The following is a 17,963-nucleotide window of genomic DNA, read 5'->3' on the forward strand; positions in this document are numbered from 1 at the left end:
ATGGCATCATTTGAAATATACGGAGGGAAGAAACTTAAGGGAGAGTTAGTTCCCCAGGGAGCAAAGAATGAAGCACTTCAGATTTTGTGTGCGGTACTTTTAACAGAAGATAAAGTAACCATATCCAATCTTCCGGATATTATTGACGTGAATAAGTTAATCTCACTTTTACAGGCAATGGGAGTAAAAGTAGAGAAGGTTGAAAAGGGAACTTTCATTTTTCAGGCCAAAGAAATTGATCTGGATTATTTGCGTTCGGAAGATTTTAAAAATCGGGCAAGTAGTCTTCGGGGGTCGATTATGATCGTTGGACCGTTACTGGCTAGATTCGGTGAAGGGTTTATACCCAAACCCGGAGGAGACAAGATCGGGCGTAGACGACTGGATACACATTTTGAGGGATTTGCCAGATTGGGCGCTGAGTTCAATTTTGATGCGGAAGAGTATTTTTACTCCGTCAAAGCAAAAAAACTTAAAGGAACTTATATTCATCTTGATGAGGCTTCTGTGACCGGAACGGCAAATGTTGTAATGGCTGCTGTATTAGCAGAGGGACATACAACGATTTATAATGCAGCTTGTGAACCCTATCTGCAGCAATTGTGTAAAATGCTAAATAGTATGGGCGCACAGATTGCAGGAATAGGTTCAAATCGTCTTGAAATTGATGGAGTTGATAAGTTGGGAGGTTGTTTCCATAGAATTCTTCCGGATATGATCGAAATAGGTTCGTTTATTGGACTGGCTGCGATGACACAGTCGGAAATTACGATCAAAGATGTGTCATATGAGAATTTAGGAATTATTCCTGATGTATTCCGAAAACTGGGTATTCAGATGGAGTTGAGAGGAGATGATTTGTTTATCCCTGCTCAGGAGTCCTACGAAGTTGAAACGTTTATAGACGGGTCAATTATGACGATATCAGATGCTCCGTGGCCCGGGTTTACTCCGGATTTATTGAGTATTATTTTGGTAGTGGCAACGCAGGCGAAAGGTGCGGTGTTGGTTCATCAGAAAATGTTTGAATCCCGGTTATTTTTTGTCGATAAACTGATTGATATGGGAGCGCAGATTATACTTTGTGATCCACACAGAGCAACTGTAATTGGATTGGATAGAAAGTACCCTTTGAGAGGGATACAAATGACTTCCCCCGATATTCGTGCAGGAGTATCGCTTTTGATAGCGGCACTATCGGCAGAAGGACGTAGTGTAATTCATAATATCGAACAAATTGACAGGGGGTATCAGGATATTGATATTCGTTTGAGTAATTTAGGAGCTGATATCAGAAGACTATAGGAAGTACAAAAAATGGCAGGTTTACTGTCAGATAAAATGAAAAATGGATAACTGAACTGTCAGATTGTCCATTTTTTTTAGTTGGCAAAAAGTTTGAGTTAGAATTCAAAAATGGTGAGTTATGGCTGAGAAAGAAGAATTGGAAAATAGGGAAGAACAAGTTAAACAGGACGAAGTTCTGGATAAAGAGGAACAAAAGGAATCAACAGAACCCACCTGGGAGGACAGATATAACGAAATGAATGACAAATACGTACGTCTGTACTCTGATTTTGATAATTTCCGTAAACGAACAATCAAGGAGAAAGCGGATATTATCAATCAGGCAGGAGCAGAGTTGATGAAGGAATTATTAACGGTTCTTGATGACTTTGAGCGTGCAACAAAGGCCAATGAGAAAATTGAAGATGTAGAGGCTGTAAAAGAAGGCTTCCGTCTTGTGCATCAGAAGTTTGAAGGTGTTTTACTTTCAAAAGGGTTAAAGCCAATGGAGGCACAGGGAGAAGTATTTGACGCCGAGTTACATGATGCAATCACGAATATTCCGGCTCCCGAAGAGAGTCTTAAGGGCAAAATCGTTGATGTAGTGGAAAAAGGATACTTTTTGAAAGATAAAGTGTTGCGCTATGCCAAAGTTGTTGTAGGGCAATAAGCACATTTTGAATTATGAGTGAAAAGAAAGATTATTACGAAGTTCTTGGTATTGGAAAATCGGCTACTGAGGCAGAAATAAAAAAAGCATACCGTAAACTGGCGCTGAAGTATCACCCGGATAAAAATCCTGACGACAAAGAGGCGGAAGAAAAGTTTAAGGAAGCTGCCGAAGCTTATGAAGTGTTGAGTGATGTAGAAAAACGTCAGCGATACGACAGATTTGGTCACGCCGGTGTTGGAGGTGCTTCAGGAGGTGGCTTCGGTGGCGGAGGCATGAACATGGAAGATATCTTTGAACAGTTCGGGGATGTCTTTGGTGGTGCTTTCGGTGGTTTCGGAGGTGGCAGATCGTCCAGAGGTGGTGGGGCACGTACCTCAAGAGGTAGTAACCTGCGTGTTAAGATTAAACTTACGTTGGAAGAAATAGCTACCGGTGTAAAAAAGAAAATCAAAGTTAACAAGCTGGTTAATGCAGACGGAGTTACCTATAAAACCTGTTCGCAGTGTAATGGAAGCGGACGTGTAATGCGTGTGACACAAACTTTCCTTGGGCAGATGCAGACAGCTTCTACCTGTCCTTCTTGTAATGGTACAGGTAAGATCATTGATAAAAAACCTGCGGATGCGGATAATCAGGGATTGAAACGCCAGGAAGAGGTGATTGAGATCGACATCCCGGCAGGAGTGGAAGAAGGGATGCAATTGAGTGTTACGGGAAAAGGAAATGCAGGACCCTTTAACGGGATTCCGGGAGACCTTCTGATCGTAATTGAAGAAGTAGAGCACCCTCTTTTACGAAGAGATGGAGAACATCTTCATTATGATGCGTATATAAGCTTTATCGATGCTGTTTTAGGTGAGTCGATTGAAATTCCTACGGTTACAGGTAAGGCAAAAATCAAAGTAGAACCAGGAACACAGAGTGGAAAGATGCTTCGCCTGAAGGGGAAAGGACTTCCTAATGTGCAGGGATATGGATCCGGTGATTTATTTGTACATATTAATATCTGGACACCGACAAAAGTTTCGAAAGAAGAACGTGAAATTCTTGAAAAACTGAAAGAAAGCGAAAATTTTACTCCAAAACCGGAAGATAGAGATAAAGGATTCTTTCAGCGGGTGAAGGATATGTTCCAAAGCTGATTCGTTCAGAAAATATAGAGAAAAGGCATTTTCCCGTAGGGAGAATGCCTTTTGTTGTATTTGCAGGTAAAAACTTCTTTTTATATTTAGCCGAGAAACAAATCTATGCTTGAAGTCAGGAATATAACAAAACGATACGGAATCAAACTGGCATTGGATAATGTGTCGGCTAAATTTGAACCGGGAAAAATTCATGGAATTCTGGGACCCAACGGAGCCGGAAAAACAACGTTAATCCGAATTATTAATCAGATTATCATTCCTGATGATGGTGGTGTTTATCTGAATAATAGGTTAATGACCCGGGAGCAACTGAGTTCTCTCGGGTACCTGCCTGAAGAAAGAGGAATGTATCCCAATATGACCGTTTCGGACTTTCTGCTATTTATGGGGACTTTACGTGGTCTACGTAAAAAAGAAAGTAAAGCAGCGTTGGATCACTGGATGGAAAAGTTTGGTATTCACGAGTGGAGAGGTAAACGTATTGAAGAGCTGTCCAAAGGAATGGCTCAGAAAGTACAGTTTATTTCCACCGTTTTTCATAATCCGGATCTATTAATTCTTGATGAACCTTTCAGTGGATTTGATCCCGGTAATGTAAAACTGATTCGTGGCATATTGCGGGAAATGAAAGAGGAGGGAAAAACAATTCTTTTGTCCACGCATAATATGAGCAGTGTGGAAGAATTATGCGATCATGTTGTTTTACTAGATAAGAGCAAGAAAATTCTGGAAGGAACTGTTCAGGAGGTCAGGGGACATCATTCTGAAAAACTTTATGCGGTACAGTTCTCTGGTAATATGATTGCATTTGCTACTGCCTTATGGACAGGTTTTGATCTGGTTGATAAAAAAATCATTGGGGAGAACAGATATATTGCCCGTGTGCGGATGGTCGGAGACAGTAATTTCAAGAGTTTACTGGAAACGCTGGTTCCGAAAATTGATATAGAAGGTGCCTGGGAAGAGTTACCGTCTATGGAAGAAGTATTTATCCGGGAAACTACTGTAACACACTAATAAAGCATGAAAAGAATTATAAGTATTGCCGGAAGAGAATTGAAGGAGCGTCTCAAAAGTCGCTCATTTCTGACGATGGCAGTAGGAGGACCTCTCGTTGTACTGTTTATCCTCTATATTTTATTTACAGCTTCCGGGGGAGAAGAAGAACATGTCCGCGTACTGGTTTCTGATCCGGTTGAAACACTTGAAAATATAATCGTTCCTGATTCTTCCGGGCAAATAGAGTACGCGTTTATCAATTCCTATGTAGAGCCTGCTTCTTTCACTTCAGATCCTGAGTATGCCGGTTTTGATGCACTGCTGGTTGTAAACGAAAAGGTACTATCCAATAACCATGTTTTCTTTTTTCAGAAGAAACGATTGAATTCGAAGATCCCGCTACGGGTTCAGCGTGAGTTGGAAAAGCGTTTGGAAGGACTGAAAGCAAAAGAGTTTACGGATTTGACCCTAAAAGAGTTTCTCATCGTTAAACATCCGTTAAACCTGGAAGTACGGGATGCCTACCATCCTGAAGAATTAGGAAATTACAAACTGGCAGCTTATGCAGGAGTCGTTTTCGGAGGAATTGTCTTCCTGTTTATTTTCCTTTTTGGAATGACCATTTTACGAAGTACATCACGTGAAAAATCCAGTCGTATAGCAGAGGTGTTACTTGCAACGGTAAAGCCTGGGGAATTAATGACCGGAAAATTGTTAGGAATAGGTATTGCTGCACTGATACAGTTTGTAATCTGGACGATATTGATTTTAGGAGGTTTACTTTTCTTTCGATCCGTTTTCTTTCCGGATATGTTTGATGCTGCCAATCTTATCGCAGGACAGGAGTACACACCTTATAACGACCTGGTTCAATTGGTGTATGAACAACTAAACTTTGGAGTGATGGGAACTTTCTTTGTTCTGTTACTGATACTGGGGTATTTATTCTACGGTGGGCTATTTGCTGCACTGGGAGCAGCTCAAGGTTCGGAATCTGACGGACAACAGTTTCTTATTCCATTGATTTTCTTGTTTTTGATAGGTATTTGGTCGGGGTGGTACGTAGCTGAAAACCCGGATGCTGAATTATCTTTTTGGTTGGGAATAATTCCTTATACATCGCCGATGGTGATTATGGTGAATCTGGGACTGGGATACGAAAGTGGAGAACTTTGGCATTTGTTAATGGCTATTGTATTGTTACTTCTTGGAATCATGTTCAACATAGGGATTGCAGCACGAGTGTTTAAGAGTGCCTTGCTTGTTACAGGATACCGTCTGCGTTTTGGAAATTTAATCAACTGGATATTTAAAAAATCATAATGAATGAGTAAGGGACAGGAACCCGTTGCCGCAATTGACCTGGGCACAAATACATTTAATTTACTGATCATTAGAAACGGAGAACCCCATCCTGAGTTACTTCTTTCGACAAAAGAAGGAGTTGCACTTGGTATGGGAGGAATAAATGATAACCGTATTTCAGAAGACGCCTGGCAAAGAGGAATGGACTGTTTGGGACGTTTTATGATAATTTGTAAGGAATACGGTTGTATGAAAATTCAGGCTATTGCTACATCGGCCATTCGAAATGCTATAAATGGAAAAGAATTTGTTCGTAAAATAGAAGAAGAGTTGCGTATTCCCTGTAAGGTAATTGATGGAATCGAAGAAGCAAAGCTGATTTACAAGGGTGTTTGTCTTACCCATAATTTTGACCGAAAAGGGTTAATTATGGATATCGGAGGGGGAAGCACGGAGTTTATTCTGGCAGATGAGAGCGGTATTCTGGCTATGAATAGTTTCGAAATTGGTGTTTCCCGTATATTCCAGCAATTTTCATTCAGTGATCCGTTTTCTGAAGCGGATAAGGAGAAAATCAATACCTATTTGGAAGAGAAAACAGGTGGTTTTTTTGATACGATTTCCTGCTCAGACTTTATAGGCTCTTCCGGGTCGTTTGAGACCTTATATGAACTGTTATATGACAAGGAATTTCCCGAAGGATTTGATCCGGTTATGTTGAGCCGTAATGAAATGGAAGTGATGATAGACATCCTGTTGCGAATGACAGAAAAGGAACGTGAACGTCATCATCGTATACTTCCGGTTCGGAGAAAGATGATACCTATTGCGGCGGCTAAGATGAAGTGGATTATGGAGAAAACCGGTACAGAACGCATAATTATAACCCCCTGTTCGCTGAAAGAGGGAGTGGCATTTGATTTGTTGAATAATCAGTAAATTCGTAAAAAATAAGAAATTCCATGAGCAAGATATTAATCATAGACGACGAAAGAAGTATTCGAAGAGCATTGCGCGAAATACTGGAGTTTGAGAAGTTTGAAATAGAAGAAGCGGAGAACGGTAAAGAAGGACTGGAGAAGGCGAAGAATGAGTCATTTGATGTTATCTTTTGTGATATTAAAATGCCACAAATGGATGGTATGGAAGTATTGGACGATTTGATTCAATCAGAGGTCGCTACGCCTGTTATCATGATCTCCGGACATGGAAATATAGAAACGGCTGTTGAATCTATAAAAAAGGGGGCGTTTGATTTTATTGAGAAACCGCTTGACCTGAACCGGATTTTAGTAACCGTTCGCAATGCCTGCGACCGGAGTACACTTGTGGAAGAAACCAAAGCACTTAAGAAAACGATAAAAAGAGTCAAAGGATCATCGATCATCGGAGAGACGGACGGCATCATGAAGATAAAAGAGATGATTGAAAAAGTCGCTCCTTCTGATGCAAGAGTGTTAATCACCGGAGAAAATGGTACGGGAAAGGAATTGGTCGCCCGACAATTACATGAACAAAGTGGACGAAACAAGGGGCCTTTTATTGAAGTGAATTGTGCAGCAATCCCTTCGGAGTTGATTGAAAGTGAGTTGTTTGGTCATGAAAAGGGTGCGTTTACTTCAGCGGTTAAGCAGAAAAAAGGAAAGTTTGAACTGGCGGAGAATGGTACAATCTTTTTAGATGAAATTGGAGACATGAGTGCCTCTGCTCAGGCAAAAGTCTTGCGGGCATTGCAAGAGAATAAAATTACACGGGTAGGAGGAGAGAAAGATATTCGGATTAATGCGAGAGTTATAGCGGCTACGAATAAAGATCTGCGAAAAGAAATTGAGGAAGGAAGTTTCCGGGAAGATCTTTATCACCGTTTAAGTGTCATTTTGCTACATGTTCCGGCTCTGAATGACCGACGTGAGGATATTCCTCTTCTTGCAGAACACTTTCTGACGATGGTGTGTGCGGATCATGGGATACAACGTAAGGATTTTACTGAAGAAGCATTGAAAGAGTTAAGCGCTGTTAACTGGACAGGAAATATCCGGGAGTTACGAAATATTGTTGAACGTCTGGTGATCCTTGCCGGGAAGACAATTACAGATGAAGATGTACGGATGTTTTCGAATCCTAAAGTAAATGCCTGAACCGCTTAGACAATATCGGACGGTTAGCAGAAGAAGATAAGTTGGTAGTTGCAGTACCATTGGGGAAGAATGAATTGGAGTACAGGGGCATTTTCATTTTTAAACTGGATAACAAGGAGGAAATTTAGGAATTATTGAAAACCGATCCGGCAATTGAAGCAGGAGTATTCGATGTGGAAATTCTGGATTGGTACGGATCAGCAGCTTTACCGATGTATTTACAGTATCATAAAGAAATTGAAAAGGAACAGCCTTGACTGTCTGATTAACTCTATTTTGAAGCTCGATCGAATCTTTTGAACCATTTTGATTTGAAGCGATGAACTTCCTGAGAACTGTAAATTCCTGTTTTCCCGGAAGCGAAAAAAGCGACGAAACAAGCAATAGCAATAAATAGACCTGCTTCGGTTCCGAAGAGCTCCAGTCCCATAATGGTGCAAGCCAGAGGTGTATTCGTAGCACCGGAAAATACGGCTACAAACCCCATTCCTGCGAGTAATGCCATAGGTAGAGGAACGAATAAGCTAAGTGCATTACCCAATGTGGCACCAATAAAAAACAAAGGAGTTACTTCACCTCCTTTAAAACCGGCTCCTAATGTAAATGTGGTCAATAGCAGCTTAATCATAAAATCATACGGGGGAAGTGATTGTTCAAATGCTGAGACAATGGTCGGGATACCCAAACCGATATATTTTGTAGTTCCCATGAGGTAAACTACCACAGCTATAATTATGCCTCCGATGACGGGGCGGAGCGGAGGGTAGGAGAAAAAAGAAGAGAACATCTTTCCGAAGAAATGCACAACTTTTGAAAAAGAAAAAGCTGCAAGACCAAAAAGAATACCGGCAAGCACGGACCACAAAAGTAATGTAGGTTGTATGTCGGGAACAAAAGGAATTGTATAAACGGTGTGGGTCGCTCCGGCATAATGACAGGTCATATCTGCAACAATAGCTGTGAAAAGCGAAGGTAGAACAGCACGGTAACGATTAGTCCCTTTTGCAAGTACCTCAATGGCGAAAACAGCTCCCGCAAGTGGTGTTCCAAAGACAGAAGCAAAACCGCCACTGATTCCGGCAATCAGGATCATTTGACGTTCCGAAGAGGTGATTCCGAATTTTTTTGAGAACTGGTCTGCTATGGCTCCTCCCATTTGTACAGCTGTACCTTCCCTTCCCGCAGAACCTCCGAAAAGATGCGTCAAAAGGGTTCCAATCAGCACCAAAGGAGCCATTTTAAATGGGATAATTTGCTTTGGACTATGAAATTCTTCGAGTAGCTGATTATTTCCCTTTACTACATCCTGCCCGTAGTAATGATAGAGCAGCCCTATGAGTAATCCTCCCAATGGGAGAAAAGCAATGAGCCAGATGGCTGCTTCCCGTGTTTGTGTTACCCAATCAAGTGCAGTCAGAAAGCCTGCAGAAGCAAGTCCTACAGGAATTCCTATGAGTAAGGATAACAGCAGCCATTTCCATAATTGGGAAGGTGCAAAATATGCCGTACTAAATTTCATTTTTTCCATAGCCGATTCCTACCATACGTTTTGTATCCGTTCGTAGGCGTCATCAGCTTTGAATTCATTTCTCCACAGTTCGGGGCAGACACCATTGCCCTGTATATTACGTATTATTGTATCAGAACAATTTAGCAATTTCTTCCAGTGCTTTGTCTAACCCGGATGGATTTTTTCCTCCTGCAGTAGCAAAGAAAGGCTGTCCGCCACCTCCTCCCTGGATGAGTTTAGCATATTCTCTGACGAGATTACCGGCATGCAGTTCCTTTTCTTTAACCAGTTCGTCTGAAATCATAATGGTAAGAGATGCTTTTCCGTCTTCCTCTCCACCAATTACGGCAACAAAAGGTTGATTCATTTCTCCTTTTAACTGAAATAAAACATCTTTTATGCTTCCGGTTCCCATAGTTACTTTTGCTGCAGCAAATAGAAAACCATCCTTTTCGATAAACTGGTTTTTCAGCTCCTGTTTAAACTGTCCTGCTTTTTCTTTTTCGAACTGTTCTATCGTTTTACTGAGGGACTGATTTTTTGTCAGTAAATCTTCAATTGCTTTCTCAGGATCTTTAGGATTCTTCAGTAAACGCTGAATTGCCTCCAGACGAGCCGCTTTTTCTTTATAAAATGCAATGGCAGTATCGTTTGTAATGGCCTCAATACGTCTTACTCCAGCTGCTACAGCCGATTCTGAAGTGATTTTAAACAGCCCGATTTTTCCTGTTGCAGGAACGTGAGTTCCACCGCACAGCTCCACCGAATCTCCGAAGCGAATTACGCGCACAAGATCTCCGTACTTTTCACCAAACAAAGCCATAGCTCCCATTTCAACAGCATCGTCCATAGGAACGGCGCGGTGTTCTTCCAGTGAGATATTCTTGCGAATATCTTCTGAGACTAGTTCTTCAATTCGCGAAAGTTCTTCTTCCGTCACTTTTGAGAAGTGGGAAAAGTCAAAACGGAGATAGTCCGGGCTGACAAGAGAACCTTTTTGTTCCACATGTGTTCCCAGTACTTCACGCAGAGCATGGTGAAGAAGGTGGGTTGCAGAGTGATTAGATGCTGCCAGCTCACGGCGTTTTACATCTACTTTGGCTTCGAATTTCTCCAATGGGAATTCAGGAAGCTTGTCAGTAAGATGTACGGTAAGATTATTTTCTTTTTTCGTATCAAAAATACGTACCGTTTCACTTTCAGAAACAAGAACACCTTTGTCACCTACCTGACCTCCTCCTTCAGCGTAGAAGGGAGTAATGTTCAATACAACCTGAAAAAAAGTTTTTCCTTTTTGTGTTACCTTCCGGTATTTGGTGATAAAAACGTGTGTTTCGGTATGATCATATCCAACAAATTCAGAACGATCATCTTCACGCAATTCTACCCAGTCATCTGTTGCAATAGAAGTGGCAGCTCTTGATCGTGATTTTTGTTTTTCCAGTTCGGTATTGAATCCGATTTCATCAATAGAAAAACCGTTTTCTCTTGCTATTAATGAAGTAAGATCGACCGGGAATCCAAACGTATCATAGAGTTCAAATACAGCATGTCCTGAGATGATTTTTTCATTTTTGGAGGTTAGTTCTTCAAGGATCGTATCAATACGCTTGATTCCCTGTTCAAGTGTTCTGAAAAAGCTACTCTCTTCTTCGCGAATCACATTTTCTAGTATTGAAAGTTGTGAACGGAGCTCAGGGAAAGCATCTCCCATTTCATTAGACAGTACGGTTGCCAAACCGCAGATAAAAGGTTCTTTCAGGTCTAAAACGGAATATCCATAACGAACGGCTCTTCTTAAAATTCTCCGGATCACATATCCCGCTCCTGTGTTAGAAGGAAGCTGTCCGTCTGCGATAGAAAAAGCGATAGCACGTACGTGATCTGCAATAACGCGCAGGGCGATATCAGTTTCTTCTTTTACTCCATAAGTAAAGCCGGATACTTTTTCGAGGTGTTTAATCAGGTTTTGGAATAAATCCGTATCATAATTTGACTGTTTTCCCTGAAGAACCATAGCCAGTCTTTCCAGCCCCATTCCTGTATCAACGTGTTTTGCCGGAAGCTCAACGAGTTTCCCGCTGGCCATCCGGTTATACTGAATAAATACGTTGTTCCAGATTTCAATTACCTGAGGGTGATCCTGGTTGACAAGTGATTTTCCGTCTGATTTAGCACGCTCTTCGTCTGTTCTGGCATCAACATGAATTTCGGTGCACGGACCACATGGACCGGTATCTCCCATTTCCCAGAAATTGTCCTTTTTGTCGGCCAAAATAATCCGGTCTTCCGCAATATATTTTTTCCAGATTTCAATTGACTCTGTATCCATAGGAACACCATCTTCCTGATTGCCTTCAAAAACGGTGACATAAAGACGTGATGTGTCTATTTTGTAGACCTCCGTAAGTAATTCCCACGCCCAGGCAATGGCTTCTTCTTTAAAGTAGTCTCCAAACGACCAGTTACCAAGCATTTCGAACATGGTATGGTGGTAGGTATCTACACCGACCTCTTCCAGATCGTTATGTTTTCCTGAAACGCGCAAACATTTTTGAGTATCGGCCACTCTTTTATCTTTGGCTTCTGCATGTCCAAGAAAATAATCTTTGAACTGATTCATCCCGGCGTTGGTAAACATCAACGTCGGGTCATTTTTTACCACCATTGGAGCAGAGGGCACTATCTTATGTCCTTTTGACTCGAAAAAATCGAGAAACTGTTTGCGGATTTCGTTTAAATTCATCTTCTCAAGTTTGTTTTATCCCCTTTAATATCAGCAGGAAAGTGTTAAAATTCCTGTTAATGATTGTTAAGTTAAGTGCAAATTTAGCCATATTACCTAATTTTGTCAGGCTAAATGAAAAAAATGACGATGTGGAACGCTAAAAAAGTGAATACAGCGTTGAAATTTTCGGAATAGTGAAAAAGAAATTTGTATATAACCCAAAAACACTCTCTTACGAACGTGTTCGACGAACATGGGGAGAGCGAGTTCTTAGAGGACTTATTTTTATAGCTCCTACCATTACACTCGGAATCATTCTCGCTTTTTTTATTGCCCGACGGATAGACTCACCTCGCGAGACGAGATTGAGACAGGAAAATGAATTTTACAAAGCACAGTTGGATAAGATGACCCAGGATCTGGAATTGATCACCAAGGCGCTTGATGAAATGGAGAAGCGGGATCGTGCGATCTATCGTGTTGCATTTAATGCAGAAGCCTTTCCCGAAGAACTTCGCCGCATGGGAGTGGGTGGTTCGGAAAAATACAAGGAACTGGAAGGGAAAAAATATTCAGAATTACTGATCGCAACGAATAAAAAGATTGATGAAGTAGAACGGAGGTTATATGCGCAAAGTCTTTCGTTGCAGGAGTTGTCAGAGATCGCATTGGATAAAGAGGCTCGACTGGCAAGTATTCCGGCTATCCAACCGGTTCGGAATAAGGATATGACCCGCGTGGCTTCAGGATACGGGTGGCGTATCGACCCGGTTTATAAAACCCGGAGAATGCACTGGGGAATGGACTTTACTGCACCTGTAGGTACAGAAGTATATTCTACCGGAGACGGTGTAGTAGAAGAGCTGGAAATAAAAAGCTGGGGATACGGTAAAAGTATTGTAATAGACCATGGATACGGATACAAGACGCGTTATGCCCACCTGAGTGCCTTTAAAGTAAAAAAAGGTGATAAAGTTAAGCGGGGAGATTTAATTGGTCTTATAGGAAATAGCGGGAAATCAACAGGTCCTCATTTGCACTATGAAGTAGAGCACAACGGACAGAAAATAAATCCGGTAGGGTATTATCATGGAGACCTTTCTCCGGAAGAATATGAGCAGATGATCCAGTTGTCAAATAATGCTCTGAATGCTTTTGACTAATAAAAATTGACCGTATTTTTACTATAAATACCGGGATGTAATGGCAAAAGTAAGTGCTGTAATCAAAGAGAATAAGTATCGTACAGAGATTCAGGCGGGAACGCATACAATCATCGCTGATGAACCTGAAGAGCTAGGGGGAAAGAACGAAGGAGTTTCTCCGGATGAGCTATTGGCAGCATCATTGGCTGCATGTACTTCAATCACATTGCGGATGTATCTGGACAGGAAGGGATGGTCCGTTTGTTCTATTACAGTTGATGTAGATGTGCAGCGCGATGCAAAAAATAATTCTTCTGAATTTATCCGTACGATTCGAGTGGAGGGAGAGTTGGATGAGAAACAGCAACAGCGAATTGTGCATATAGCGAATGCCTGTCCTATTCACAAGACACTTACAGGGACAATCACCGTGACGACTCAGTTGATTTCGTAAACAGATTTCGTTACCTTTAAGCGTGAGTATGAAAAGAAAACATTTTCTCAAACTGATGGCGGTAGTGCCATTAACAGGAGTAGCAATGAATTTAAAAGAGTTTGGCAGAATAACAGAGGGATTTGGGAATACTGAGAAGATGCCGGTATTATTTCTCGGACATGGAAGTCCTATGAATGCTATAGAAGAGAATGAGTTTGTTCGAGGGTTCAGAGAATCTGTACGAACGATTCCAAAACCCAAAGCAATTCTCTGTATTTCGGCACATTGGGAAACAAAAGGAACACGCGTTACAGCTATGTCTAATCCCCGGACTATACATGATTTCGGAGGGTTTCCGAAGGCGTTGTATGAGGTGAATTATCCGGCTCCCGGTAGTCCTGAACTGGCTGAAGCAACAAAGAACATAATTACAAAGACAGAGGTGATTCTGGATGACAAGTGGGGCTTGGATCATGGCGCATGGAGTGTCATCAAACACATGTACCCGGATGCCGATATTCCGGTTGTTCAAATGAGTTTGGATTATCAACAAACACCGGCTTATCACTATGAACTTGCCCGCGAATTAGATCGTTTACGTTCAAAAGGAATTCTGATTATCGGAAGTGGTAATATGGTGCATAACCTGAGAATGGTCGCCTGGGATAAGATGAATGTAGATGATTATGGATATGACTGGGCTTTGGAAGCGAGTGATAAAATGAAGCAGTTTATATTGAATGGTAATCATACGTCGCTGATCAATTACCGGTCGAATGGAAGACCTTTTGAGCTGGCTGTTCCGACTCCTGAACATTATCTGCCTCTTTTGTATACGCTCGCTTTGCAGGGAAAAGATGAAAAGGTATCGTTGTTTAATGATAAAGCCATGGCAGGATCATTGACGATGACTTCGGTAAGAATAGGATAAGAAATTTACTTTCCGATTAGTACATGATAGGCAGAAGGAATTTCAACCCCCTGAAAGCCATTTGTTAATCCGTAAAAGGTAACGACCAGATAGATACACCCGATACCGAGAATAATTCCTGCTTGTTTTCGGGGAGATAGTCCGAAAATATTTTTTTTCATTTTTTGAAAATGAATAGAGGCAACATGGCCGAAGAAGGAAAGAATAGCTAATCCATAGTAAGGGATGAAAAACAGATTAAAAGGAAAAGTATTTAGTCCTGCTACTCCAAAATAGAAGTTAGTATCCAGTTTCAGTATAAATCTTCCCGTAAGTACCGCTCCGACATGAATGAGAAGAAAAAATGCCATATAGATTCCGGTCCAAAGTTGCAGTTTATCATAGAAGCCGGTTAGGGATTTTCTCTTTTTGAAGAATAGTGACAGTCCTGAAATAATCTGGATCATTACAGCAAGAAGTAATACCCCTTCTATCACCAGGTTTCGATATACTACCCTTAGAGATTCCATCAGGGTAATGTGACTATTGGAACCAAAAATACTCCAGAAGTGATTGAAGAGGTGAAGCCCTATAAAAAGAGAGAGAACAATTCCTGAAAAATAGTGTAGCCTCTTAATTGTCATAATAGTCTTTTTTGCGAATATGTAAAAGTATTAGGTGACAAATATACAGAAAAGAGCAGGCTAATAGATTATGCTTTTATTAACCTGCTCACGTATTATTTTAACTCGAAAAAGTTCCTTTTTCCAATTTTAATTTTGGTTCCCGGAAGTACTTGTATTTCTTTGTAGGAATCTGTCATTTTTTCTCCGTTTACTGTAACAGCACCACTTTCAATGAGTCTTCTTACAGCTGATTTTGTTAATTCGTGCATTACCTGTGTTACAAGAGAAATGAGAGAAACTGTATCTGTATTGTTTTCCGGAGACTGGATAGAGACAGGTGTATAGCTTCTATTTTCAGGATCTTTGTTTTGAAATTGTTTCCTGAAGAATGCCTCTGCTTCCTTTGCCGCTTCGCTAGAATGGTACTGTCTGACACAATTCCCGGCAATTTTCTTTTTTATCAACATTGGATTTTCTCCATCGGATAATTGTTTTGTTATTTGTTGCTTCTCGTTTTTTGTAAAATCAGTTACTAACTCCAGAAATTCAGGAATCAAACGATCTGGAATGGACATGATCTTTCCAAACATCATATTGGGGGAATCGGTTAATCCTACTGTGTTATTCAGAGATTTACTCATTTTTTCTTTTCCGTCCAGACCTCTTAACAAAGGCATACACATGACGGTTTGTGCAGGAATCTCATGACTTTCCTGTAACTGCCTTCCCATTGTACAGTTGAAAAGCTGATCCGTTCCTCCCATTTCAATATCACAGCGTATTTTCACAGAGTCGAAGCCTTGTAAAATTGGGTATACCAGTTCGTGCATAGCAATTGGTATATTCTCTGAAAATCGATTGGCAAAATCGTTTCTATGCATGAGTTGGGCTACTGTAACCCGGGAGAGAAGTTGAATCATTTCAGAGGAAGATAAATTATCCAGCCAATCGGAGTTAAAAACAATTTGGGTTGATTGGATGTCAATCACTTTTGAAAGCTGGTTGATGTAGGTTTGGGCATTTTCTTTTACTTCTTCTGCACTCAGCGGTTTCCGGCTCTTGTTCTTTCCGGTAGGATCACCAATACGGGCCGTAAAGCTACCGACCAGTATAACGATTTGATGACCGGATTCCTGAAACTGTCGCAGTTTCTTCAGGACAACAGCATGTCCCAAATGTAAATCAGGAGCAGTGGGATCAAACCCTAACTTGATCACGAGTTTCCTGTTTTCTTTTTCTGCCAGTTTCAGCTTTTCTTCCAACCCGTTTTCAGGGAGAATGATCGCTACGTTTTCTTTCAATTTATTTATCTGTTCCATTTTAGTGAAAATAAAAAAAGCCCGGACGATTACTCGCCCGGGCCTGATTATGTTTATTACGATTTTTTACAATAGGGATGTATCTGAAGTATAAACATATCCTCTTCGGGCAGCTACTATCAGATAATAATACGTGCTAAAAAATGGAAGACGCAATATGTTGTTCAATAACTTCATTTCTGATACAAAAGTAATGAATTGGAACAAATCTTACAAAAACGGAATACTAAAAGAAGTTAATCCCATATAAATGGTCGTTCTACTCCCATGGCTCTTAAGTAAGAAAGAAACTGACCTGCATGAACAGATTCGTGATATCCGATCCGCAAGAGATAATCTCCTAGTTTTCTTTTTATTGTGGTTCCCGGATGAATTATCTCAATTGTGTTTAGGTCTTCCGCAGAAAAGGAACGTACGGTTTTGAGAAATTCCTGTCGGTAGGGTAGAGCAAAATCCAGTTCTTCCCGTATACTTTGGTAAGGTTTGTTCTCCCAGGGGGACTGATACGAAGACATATCACCGCGATTGATGATGATATTCCAGCCGTAATCTGCCCCGACAACATGTCGGATCATGTCAATTGCTGTCATGGCTTTTTCATCAGGTTTCCAGAAATGGAAGTTTTCAGGAAGACCTTCCCATAATGCAATGCTACGTCTCCTGATTTCCTGAAAGTTGAGTAAAATAAGGTCTGTTTCTGTCATAGGATTCTGTTGTTAAATGATGCGAAAAATACTTATTTTCTTTTCGAATGGAGGATTCAATAGTTATTTTTTCTACTGCTATGGATTGTTTTCATCATAGATAACGACAAAAAGTACAAGTTAATTCAATTGTATAATTACCGTATGAAAAACGGTAGCGAAAGTACAGAACGTTTTTAGTAATCAGAGGTATCTAAAGTATAGTCTAGAATACTTTCAACATGAATTTTTGTGGTATCAAATACAGGATAACTAAACTCATTTTGCTCTATCAGTAAAGGAATTTCTGTACAACCAAGGATTACTCCTTCCGCATCCCGTGCTCGTAGTTCATTGGCATTTATCCAACCTTTTTTCTGGATATCGGCAAAATTCAAAGAATAAATAACGCATTCTGTAGCGTTTAGACTGCCCAGTCGTGAATTGATCCTATGATTCAAATACTTATAATAATCAAGGGTCGATGTCCAGCTGATTCCGCCAAAGTAATCCTATTTTTTCATTAGGAAGCTAGATTTTTAACAATGCTAATTTAAATAACCCTAAAGAAGTAATGAGAGATCCGGTCCCGACTAATAGAGCTCCCCAGAAAATGAATCCGGTATTTCCGAAAGTACCGGTTATTCCGATAAATAATGAAATAGATCCCAGGATAAGATAGATTAAAGCTCTATTTATAGCATCTTTTCTTAGTGTTGGTTTGACAGAGTTATACAGATGAAGAGCATCTTCTTCCGAAATCTCAAAGTTCTTGCAGGCTTTTTTGATGATAAGTCGTTTAAAGTTCAACTGAAGTAATTCAGCTCTTATATAGTTCTCGATTAGTTCTTGCTTTTCTAACTCCATAATAGGTTATTAATAAGTAATGATTATTATTTTATAATTGAATACATTGCAGTTACTTTTCGAAAATACTACTAATCTGCTTACTTGTGCTGAATGTATTGAATGTTGCTTATATTCAGAAGTTATATAATTTAGAACCTTTGTTATTCATTCACTTTTATCCATTCAACCCTTTTTTCAATGTCTTTTTCT

18 protein-coding genes and 1 riboswitch are annotated in these 17,963 nt (G+C 40.5%); of the genes, 11 read left to right on the plus strand and 7 right to left on the minus strand.

Annotation, left to right across the window (positions count from 1 at the left end; genetic code table 11):
• The 8 genes from murA (at position 1) to AC4PL9_RS10155 (ending at position 7,804) form a co-directional block, all read left to right on the plus strand.
• Complete coding sequence (gene murA, locus AC4PL9_RS10120) at positions 1-1,305, plus strand: UDP-N-acetylglucosamine 1-carboxyvinyltransferase (RefSeq protein ID WP_491604634.1); 1,305 nt, start codon at positions 1-3, stop codon at positions 1,303-1,305.
• Positions 1,306-1,426: 121 nt separating this feature from the next.
• The gene (locus AC4PL9_RS10125; RefSeq protein ID WP_491604635.1) at positions 1,427-1,957 is read left to right on the plus strand and encodes a nucleotide exchange factor GrpE; all 531 of its coding nucleotides are present in this window, start codon (positions 1,427-1,429) and stop codon (positions 1,955-1,957) included.
• 14 nt (positions 1,958-1,971) lie between these two features.
• The gene (gene dnaJ / locus AC4PL9_RS10130) at positions 1,972-3,102 is read left to right on the plus strand and encodes a molecular chaperone DnaJ (protein ID WP_491604636.1); all 1,131 of its coding nucleotides are present in this window, start codon (positions 1,972-1,974) and stop codon (positions 3,100-3,102) included.
• Between the two features lie 105 nt (positions 3,103-3,207).
• Positions 3,208-4,122, plus strand: coding sequence for an ABC transporter ATP-binding protein (locus tag AC4PL9_RS10135; protein ID WP_491604637.1), 915 nt, complete (start codon positions 3,208-3,210; stop codon positions 4,120-4,122).
• A 6-nt stretch (positions 4,123-4,128) separates the two neighbouring features.
• The gene (locus AC4PL9_RS10140; protein ID WP_491604638.1) at positions 4,129-5,427 is read left to right on the plus strand and encodes an ABC transporter permease; all 1,299 of its coding nucleotides are present in this window, start codon (positions 4,129-4,131) and stop codon (positions 5,425-5,427) included.
• Positions 5,428-5,430: 3 nt separating this feature from the next.
• Positions 5,431-6,348 (plus strand): Ppx/GppA phosphatase family protein, encoded by a 918-nt coding sequence (locus tag AC4PL9_RS10145; protein WP_491604639.1) that lies wholly within the window; start codon positions 5,431-5,433, stop codon positions 6,346-6,348.
• A gap of 23 nt (positions 6,349-6,371) precedes the next feature.
• Positions 6,372-7,547, plus strand: coding sequence for a sigma-54-dependent transcriptional regulator (locus AC4PL9_RS10150; protein ID WP_491604640.1), 1,176 nt, complete (start codon positions 6,372-6,374; stop codon positions 7,545-7,547).
• Positions 7,548-7,681: 134 nt separating this feature from the next.
• The gene (locus tag AC4PL9_RS10155; RefSeq protein ID WP_491604641.1) at positions 7,682-7,804 is read left to right on the plus strand and encodes a hypothetical protein; all 123 of its coding nucleotides are present in this window, start codon (positions 7,682-7,684) and stop codon (positions 7,802-7,804) included.
• 14 nt (positions 7,805-7,818) lie between these two features.
• Here the strand turns inward: AC4PL9_RS10155 and AC4PL9_RS10160 are convergent, their stop codons facing one another.
• Complete coding sequence (locus tag AC4PL9_RS10160) at positions 7,819-9,066, minus strand: voltage-gated chloride channel family protein (RefSeq protein WP_491604642.1); 1,248 nt, start codon at positions 9,064-9,066, stop codon at positions 7,819-7,821.
• Positions 9,067-9,102: 36 nt separating this feature from the next.
• A riboswitch (Fluoride riboswitch) is annotated at positions 9,103-9,174 on the minus strand.
• Between the two features lie 13 nt (positions 9,175-9,187).
• Entirely contained in the window at positions 9,188-11,803 is a 2,616-nt protein-coding gene (alaS, locus tag AC4PL9_RS10165) for an alanine--tRNA ligase (RefSeq protein WP_491604643.1), read from the minus strand.
• Between the two features lie 176 nt (positions 11,804-11,979).
• Here alaS and AC4PL9_RS10170 point away from each other — a divergent pair, with 176 nt between their 5' ends.
• The 3 genes from AC4PL9_RS10170 to ygiD all read left to right on the plus strand — a co-directional run bounded on the left by AC4PL9_RS10170 (position 11,980) and on the right by ygiD (position 14,297).
• Positions 11,980-12,948, plus strand: coding sequence for a M23 family metallopeptidase (locus tag AC4PL9_RS10170; RefSeq protein ID WP_343787672.1), 969 nt, complete (start codon positions 11,980-11,982; stop codon positions 12,946-12,948).
• A gap of 40 nt (positions 12,949-12,988) precedes the next feature.
• Complete coding sequence (locus AC4PL9_RS10175) at positions 12,989-13,384, plus strand: OsmC family protein (RefSeq protein WP_491604644.1); 396 nt, start codon at positions 12,989-12,991, stop codon at positions 13,382-13,384.
• Positions 13,385-13,469: 85 nt separating this feature from the next.
• Positions 13,470-14,297, plus strand: coding sequence for a 4,5-DOPA-extradiol-dioxygenase (gene ygiD / locus AC4PL9_RS10180; protein WP_491604655.1), 828 nt, complete (start codon positions 13,470-13,472; stop codon positions 14,295-14,297).
• Between the two features lie 5 nt (positions 14,298-14,302).
• Here ygiD and AC4PL9_RS10185 read toward each other — a convergent pair whose 3' ends face one another.
• The 5 genes from AC4PL9_RS10185 to AC4PL9_RS10205 all read right to left on the minus strand — a co-directional run bounded on the left by AC4PL9_RS10185 (position 14,303) and on the right by AC4PL9_RS10205 (position 17,771).
• Entirely contained in the window at positions 14,303-14,920 is a 618-nt protein-coding gene (locus AC4PL9_RS10185) for a succinate dehydrogenase/fumarate reductase transmembrane subunit (protein ID WP_491604645.1), read from the minus strand.
• A gap of 95 nt (positions 14,921-15,015) precedes the next feature.
• Positions 15,016-16,221 (minus strand): tyrosine--tRNA ligase, encoded by a 1,206-nt coding sequence (gene tyrS, locus AC4PL9_RS10190; protein ID WP_491604646.1) that lies wholly within the window; start codon positions 16,219-16,221, stop codon positions 15,016-15,018.
• Between the two features lie 236 nt (positions 16,222-16,457).
• Positions 16,458-16,925, minus strand: coding sequence for a DinB family protein (locus AC4PL9_RS10195; protein WP_491604647.1), 468 nt, complete (start codon positions 16,923-16,925; stop codon positions 16,458-16,460).
• A 176-nt stretch (positions 16,926-17,101) separates the two neighbouring features.
• A complete protein-coding gene (locus tag AC4PL9_RS10200) occupies positions 17,102-17,302 on the minus strand; it encodes an aspartate/glutamate racemase family protein (RefSeq protein WP_491604648.1) in 201 nt (66 codons plus the stop codon).
• Between the two features lie 133 nt (positions 17,303-17,435).
• Positions 17,436-17,771, minus strand: a complete 336-nt coding sequence (locus AC4PL9_RS10205; protein ID WP_491604649.1) for a hypothetical protein — start codon at positions 17,769-17,771, stop codon at positions 17,436-17,438.
• Between the last annotated feature and the right edge of the window lie 192 nt (positions 17,772-17,963).

The sequence above is a fragment of the Wandonia sp. genome (genome assembly GCF_984588085.1).

What these genes read in the sequence shown, in the direction of transcription:
- murA (WP_491604634.1), top strand. Translation starts at nt 1, where the DNA reads ATGGCATCATTTGAAATATACGGAGGGAAGAAACTTAAGGGAGAGTTA.
- AC4PL9_RS10125 (WP_491604635.1), top strand. Translation starts at nt 1,427, where the DNA reads ATGGCTGAGAAAGAAGAATTGGAAAATAGGGAAGAACAAGTTAAACAG.
- dnaJ (WP_491604636.1), top strand. Translation starts at nt 1,972, where the DNA reads ATGAGTGAAAAGAAAGATTATTACGAAGTTCTTGGTATTGGAAAATCG.
- AC4PL9_RS10135 (WP_491604637.1), top strand. Translation starts at nt 3,208, where the DNA reads ATGCTTGAAGTCAGGAATATAACAAAACGATACGGAATCAAACTGGCA.
- AC4PL9_RS10140 (WP_491604638.1), top strand. Translation starts at nt 4,129, where the DNA reads ATGAAAAGAATTATAAGTATTGCCGGAAGAGAATTGAAGGAGCGTCTC.
- AC4PL9_RS10145 (WP_491604639.1), top strand. Translation starts at nt 5,431, where the DNA reads ATGAGTAAGGGACAGGAACCCGTTGCCGCAATTGACCTGGGCACAAAT.
- AC4PL9_RS10150 (WP_491604640.1), top strand. Translation starts at nt 6,372, where the DNA reads ATGAGCAAGATATTAATCATAGACGACGAAAGAAGTATTCGAAGAGCA.
- AC4PL9_RS10160 (WP_491604642.1), bottom strand. Translation starts at nt 9,066, where the DNA reads ATGAAATTTAGTACGGCATATTTTGCACCTTCCCAATTATGGAAATGG.
- alaS (WP_491604643.1), bottom strand. Translation starts at nt 11,803, where the DNA reads ATGAATTTAAACGAAATCCGCAAACAGTTTCTCGATTTTTTCGAGTCA.
- AC4PL9_RS10175 (WP_491604644.1), top strand. Translation starts at nt 12,989, where the DNA reads ATGGCAAAAGTAAGTGCTGTAATCAAAGAGAATAAGTATCGTACAGAG.
- ygiD (WP_491604655.1), top strand. Translation starts at nt 13,470, where the DNA reads ATGAATTTAAAAGAGTTTGGCAGAATAACAGAGGGATTTGGGAATACT.
- AC4PL9_RS10185 (WP_491604645.1), bottom strand. Translation starts at nt 14,920, where the DNA reads ATGACAATTAAGAGGCTACACTATTTTTCAGGAATTGTTCTCTCTCTT.
- tyrS (WP_491604646.1), bottom strand. Translation starts at nt 16,221, where the DNA reads ATGGAACAGATAAATAAATTGAAAGAAAACGTAGCGATCATTCTCCCT.
- AC4PL9_RS10195 (WP_491604647.1), bottom strand. Translation starts at nt 16,925, where the DNA reads ATGACAGAAACAGACCTTATTTTACTCAACTTTCAGGAAATCAGGAGA.
- AC4PL9_RS10205 (WP_491604649.1), bottom strand. Translation starts at nt 17,771, where the DNA reads ATGGAGTTAGAAAAGCAAGAACTAATCGAGAACTATATAAGAGCTGAA.